The 5323-nt window shown below is 37.3% G+C and carries 6 protein-coding genes and 1 riboswitch; of the genes, 3 read left to right on the plus strand and 3 right to left on the minus strand.

Going from position 1 to position 5323, the window contains the following annotated elements; all coding sequences use genetic code 11:
- The first annotated feature begins 367 nt into the window (after positions 1–367).
- Positions 368–553: riboswitch (cobalamin riboswitch) on the plus strand.
- 44 nt (positions 554–597) lie between these two features.
- From J7J33_02140 to J7J33_02150, 3 genes are read left to right on the plus strand one after another with little or no spacing between them, the layout of a single operon-like run.
- On the plus strand, positions 598–2697 hold the full coding sequence (locus tag J7J33_02140) for a ribonucleoside triphosphate reductase (protein ID MCD6168089.1): 2100 nt from the start codon (positions 598–600) through the stop codon (positions 2695–2697).
- Between the two features lie 10 nt (positions 2698–2707).
- Positions 2708–2857 (plus strand): hypothetical protein, encoded by a 150-nt coding sequence (locus J7J33_02145; GenBank protein ID MCD6168090.1) that lies wholly within the window; start codon positions 2708–2710, stop codon positions 2855–2857.
- Complete coding sequence (locus J7J33_02150) at positions 2854–3543, plus strand: anaerobic ribonucleoside-triphosphate reductase activating protein (GenBank protein MCD6168091.1); 690 nt, start codon at positions 2854–2856, stop codon at positions 3541–3543. The genes J7J33_02145 and J7J33_02150 overlap by 4 nt, the downstream gene beginning before the upstream one ends.
- Positions 3544–3683: 140 nt before the next feature.
- On the opposite strand, the gene J7J33_02155 is transcribed toward J7J33_02150, so the two are convergent.
- From J7J33_02155 to J7J33_02165, 3 genes are all read right to left on the minus strand, one after another.
- Positions 3684–4439, minus strand: coding sequence for a hypothetical protein (locus tag J7J33_02155; GenBank protein ID MCD6168092.1), 756 nt, complete (start codon positions 4437–4439; stop codon positions 3684–3686).
- Positions 4440–4445: 6 nt separating this feature from the next.
- On the minus strand, positions 4446–4916 hold the full coding sequence (locus J7J33_02160; protein ID MCD6168093.1) for a hypothetical protein: 471 nt from the start codon (positions 4914–4916) through the stop codon (positions 4446–4448).
- A gap of 85 nt (positions 4917–5001) precedes the next feature.
- Positions 5002–5323 (minus strand): hypothetical protein (locus J7J33_02165; protein ID MCD6168094.1); only part of this gene is annotated, 322 nt, incomplete at its 5' end.

Consider the following 5323-nt stretch of genomic DNA (forward strand, 5'->3'; position numbering starts at 1 on the left):
ATAAAATCTCTTTGCCTTTTTATCAGAACCCATTTCCTGAATCCTCCTAAGGTATTTTATCATCTCTTCCATTTTGACCTATCAGACATATTTTATCACTTTTCAAAAATATTAAAAAGCTAAACTGTGCTCATGCCAAATTTTAATGCCCCATCCTGATTTCTTGTCTCTACTCTTTTAGTACATCCCTAAGTTTATTCTCCCAGACTCTAATATAGGAATATTGATTATCTCTTACTATCTCTACTACAATTTAAGACCAAAAACCTCAAAAAATCTTATATTCTCCACCGACACCAAATGGTTAGGATGTTATTTAAAGCAGATTTTAATGTTGACATGATTTTGTGCCCAAGATATAATTAATTTGACTTTAAAACTGGGTGGTTCAAGGGAAGTGGGTGAAAATCCCACACGGTCCCCGCCACCGTGACCGATGACGAAAGCATTGATCGCCACTGAACAGGCGGATCTTAGGGTTGCCTGTTTGGGAAGGCAATGCGAGTAGGATGAATCGGGAGTCGGGAGACCTACCATCCAGGTTTTTTCTCTTCCTCGGGGTAAGGAAGGGAAAAGTAACTTATCGGAGGATTTCTTATGAGAAAGGTCAGAAAGAGGGATGGTTCAATTGTAGATTTTGATGAATCAAAGATAAAGAGGGCGATTTTTAATGCATTAGCCTCCACAGGAAAACCAGATATTGATTTAGCAGAGAATCTAAAGGATCAGGTGGTAGCTGTTCTTGAAAGGCTTTATGGTGATTCCAGCGTACCAGATATTGAAGATATACAGGATGTTGTGGAAAAGATTTTGATGAAGAATGGTTTAGTTGATGTTGCCAAGAGCTACATAATATACAGAAAACAACACGAAGATTTAAGGGAGATAAGAAGGGTTTTTGAAAACATATATTCAATAATAGATAACTACATTGATGACAAAGATTGGAGGGTAAGAGAGAATTCAAACATGACTTACTCCCTTCAGGGTTTAAACTTTCACATCTCCTCCACCTTAATATCAAAGTACTGGCTATCAAAGATATATCCAAGAGAGGCGGCGAAAGCTCATATAAGGGGAGATATACACATACATGATCTTGGAATTCTTGGTCCCTATTGTGTTGGTTGGGATCTTGAAGATTTACTGAGGAGAGGTTTTGGTGGCGTTTCTGGAAAGATTTCATCAGCTCCCCCAAGGCACTTTAGGTCAGCTCTTGGACAGATAGTTAATTTTTTCTATACCCTTCAGGGAGAGGCAGCTGGTGCCCAAGCTTTCAGTAATTTTGACACCCTTCTTTCACCATTTGTAAGATATGACAATTTAAGTTACAGAGAGGTTAAACAAGCTCTTCAGGAGTTTCTGTTCAATATTAATGTTCCAACCAGAGTTGGCTTTCAAACGCCCTTCACAAATTTAAGTTTTGATCTCTCACCCTCCCCTCTATATGTTGATAAGCATGTTATCATTGGAGGAGAGGAGAGAAGGGAAGTTTATGGAGATTTTCAGAGAGAGATGGATATGATCAATAAAAGTTTTGCAGAGTTAATGATAGAGGGAGATAGAGATGGAAGACCATTTACCTTCCCAATTCCAACATACAATATAACTTGCGATTTTGATTGGGAGAATGAGAAACTAAAGCCCCTGTGGGAGATGACAGGTAAATATGGAATTCCATACTTTGCAAATTTTGTAAACTCCCACATGAAGCCAGAGGATGTAAGAAGTATGTGCTGTAGATTGAGGCTTGATGTGAGGGAACTGAAGGAGAGAGGGGGAGGGTTGTTTGGAGCAAATCCCCTCACTGGTTCAATAGGTGTTGTAACGATCAATCTTCCAAGAATAGGGTATCTATCAAGAAATGAAGAGGAGTTTATGGATAGGTTATACGAACTCATGGAGATAGGAAAGAGAGCTCTTGAGGTGAAGAGAAGGGTTGTTGAGAGATTTACAGATAAAGGACTCTACCCATACTCAAAGGTTTATCTTGAGAGTGTGAAGAGAAACCTTGGGAGTTATTGGGCAAATCACTTCTCAACAATAGGAATAATAGGTATGGCTGAAGCTGTGGAGAATTTGTTGAAAGTGCCATTTAAATCAAGAGAGGGGAAGGAGTTTGCAATTCGTGTTTTAGAGTTTATGAGGAAGACACTCCTCTCATTTCAGAAGGAGACAGGGAATCTCTATAACCTTGAAGCAACACCAGCAGAGGGAGCTTCATTTAGGCTTGCTAAAATTGATGTTGAAAAATTCCCAGATATAATTCATCAGGGGACAGAGGAGGAACCATACTATACAAACTCTGTTCACCTTCCAGTGGATACAACAGATGATATTTTTGAGATCCTTGAGTTTGAAGATGACCTTCAGGTTATGTTCACAGGAGGAACTGTTGTTCACCTCTTTCTTGGGGAGAGTATAATGGATCCTAATATAGTTAAGATGCTTGTGAAAAAGATTGTAGAGAGATACAAACTTCCATACTTTACAATAACGCCTACCTTTTCAATATCTCCTGTTTCAGGTTTCATACCCGGAGAGCACAGGTTTGACCCAAATCCTATACCAAGGGATCTTATAGAGAAGTATGGAGTTGTTGTGGAAATTTCTGAGGAGGAGTTGAAGAATCTTCCAGAGGGAAGCTACATACTAATTGAGGATGAGGAAAATAGAAAGTTTGATTTCTATGTTTAAGGAGGTAGACATGCTTAAAGAGAAGAAAAAGGTAAAGGTGAAGGTTGTTCCATGTGAGGTTTATTCAAGGGTGGTTGGCTATTTTAGACCCATTAAAAACTGGAATAAAGGAAAGAAGAGAGAGTTCAAAGAGAGGAAAACGCTAAAAATACCTCAATGATTAAAGGTTTTCAGGGAATAAGTCTTATTGATTATCCAGAACACATAGCTTCAATAGTATTTATAGGAGGCTGTAATTTTAGATGTCCCTTCTGTCATAATATAGAGCTTGTTCTTCCCGAGGAGTTGAAGAAACTCCCTACTTTGAGTGAGGAGTATATCCTTAAGGAACTTATAAGACGCAAAAATTTTATAAATGGAGTGGAGTTTACAGGCGGTGAGCCAACCCTTTATAAAGGATTAACCAAATTTCTAAGGAGAATTAAAGAGGAAGTAAAAATTGATATAAAACTTGATACAAATGGAACAAATCCCAGTGTTATTGAGGAGTTGTTAGAAGATTCTCTTGTGGATTACATAGCCATGGACATAAAGAGTTCACCAGATAATTACAATAGAGCAGCGGGTGTGAAGGTTGATATTGATGCCATTAAAAAGAGTGTTGAATTAATAAAGTCTTCCCAAATTGATTATGAGTTTAGAACAACCCTTGTCCCTGACTTTGTTAAGGAAGAAGATATGGGAAAGATTTGTAAGTTTCTTGGAAATGTAAAGAGGTATGTATTACAAAGATACAGACCAGAGAAAACCTTAAATTATCTTGAAAATAAACCCTACAAAGAAGGGGAGATGAAACACTTCCTTTCCCTTATTGATTGTGCTGAGATAAAATTGTTAAGAAGTTAAGTCATTACTGCTCTTTAAGAGGCCTTCCGTTCCAGCGAATATATAAGCATAGTTCTCCATGGCTATTGAATTCCAAAATACATCCCGTATGCTGAAAGAGCTTGGAGGTCCTTCCAGCCAGGATTATAGTTTATTAAATGTTACAGTTTGGGTTTTGGTAGTTCCTCTCCTTTTATATGTACAATAAATTCAACTGCTTTCTCTACTTTCTCTTCTTCCCCTTCTATGCCAATTACAATAGAACCCTCATCTTCCCAGAGACCTTCCTTTGCAATAAGAATAGATTCAACATCAAAGAGGATTTTAAATGCATCTATTTCAGTTACAGCTTTAATATTAACCAAAGGGAAAAGTCCTGATGGTTTCCCCATGGAGTAACTGAATTTGTCAATTTTCGCAAACTTAGATGCTTTTATGACATCGGGTATGAGTTTGCCAATACTTATGGGAGAGATCCAGGTTACACCTCTTGATAGCATTATTCCAATGTATTTTCCTACAGTTCCCCCTTCTCTATTAGCGACCACTACTCCGACATTTCCCTCTGGGTCTATGGCATTTCCACCTTTAATAAATACATCCCCTTTACTCATCTCCCTAACTACATCTTCTGGGTTTCTCTCTGTAAGTTTACCATTGATTAAAACAAACGGAGGAAGCCGTTTTTCCCTCGGTAAAACATTTAATATTCCTTCTCCTATAAAACCTGCAAGAAACCTTTCCTTCTCTATCTTTCTTTCAATCAATTCCTCTACCACATAGGCACATGTTGAGCCTCTTGCAATATAAACAATTCCTCTGTCTAAAACCCCCATATCCTCTAATAACTTCTTTACTCCCCTCGCTATTAACCTCTTTGACATGGAAGGTCTCAACACAAGTTCTGCTTTAGCCATTTTTATTTATCTCCTCCTTCCTCCTTTTAATTCCTTTTGTAGCTTCTTAAGTTCCTCCCATTTACCCTCTGCTGCCAACTTTGCCTGCTCTGGCCATGTTGTTGGATCAACAATTCCTCTTATTCCTTTACTTTCTAAGAGTTTCTTTATATCTTCTGGATCCTTCTTGGAGAGGTCCTTAAATGTCTTAATTCCATGTTCTTTAAGTATCTGTGATACCTTTGGCCCAATCCCTTCTATAAGTTTAAGGTCATCTTCTTTATCCTCACTTTTCTTTATTACCTCTTCTGTTCTTTCCTTTAATTCTTTTGATTCAGTCCTTTTCTCCTCTTCTTTGGTTTTTTCTGTCTCAGAAGGTTTAAATAGCATCCATATTAGAAAGATTACAATGGCAATTATTATGATTAGCCATATCCACCATAAAGCACCCCTTCCACCTTGAGCATTTGAAAAAGCAAGCACGAACCCTTTAAGCATGATACCTCCTCACTTCCTCCTTTTTTATTTTTTGATAAAAATTTTACCGTTTAGTTCAATTATATTTTAGCAGAAATTGTTTTAATTAGAAGTCTATTGTGTATCTTGAGAATTTTATAAATTTCACTTCTTTATCATGGAAAGAGGAAGGAACCACAATTGTCATTGTGTCATCTTCTCTATCAAAGTTTTTTACTATACCAAGGGATATACAAAACCTATCTCTATCAAGAAGAGAGATTAATGTTCCTGGTGGTGGAATTTCATAGTTAAGGTCAATACCAAGGAGGTTTTTCTCTGAAAAGATGATCTTTAAAATCTTTCTATCCTTAAAGTATTCTTTAAACCTATTCTCTCTATATTTAATCCTCTCCTCCCTGTCTCTTTGAGATACATATGGAGAAGGT

Source organism: Caldisericia bacterium (genome assembly GCA_021158845.1).
GTDB lineage: Bacteria > Caldisericota > Caldisericia > B22-G15 > B22-G15 > B22-G15.

Bases quoted from the DNA above. Each gene is read 5' to 3' on its own strand.
- J7J33_02140 (MCD6168089.1), top strand. From the start codon at position 598: ATGAGAAAGGTCAGAAAGAGGGATGGTTCAATTGTAGATTTTGATGAA.
- J7J33_02155 (MCD6168092.1), bottom strand. From the start codon at position 4,439: ATGGCTAAAGCAGAACTTGTGTTGAGACCTTCCATGTCAAAGAGGTTA.
- J7J33_02160 (MCD6168093.1), bottom strand. From the start codon at position 4,916: ATGCTTAAAGGGTTCGTGCTTGCTTTTTCAAATGCTCAAGGTGGAAGG.
- J7J33_02150 (MCD6168091.1), top strand. From the start codon at position 2,854: ATGATTAAAGGTTTTCAGGGAATAAGTCTTATTGATTATCCAGAACAC.
- J7J33_02145 (MCD6168090.1), top strand. From the start codon at position 2,708: ATGCTTAAAGAGAAGAAAAAGGTAAAGGTGAAGGTTGTTCCATGTGAG.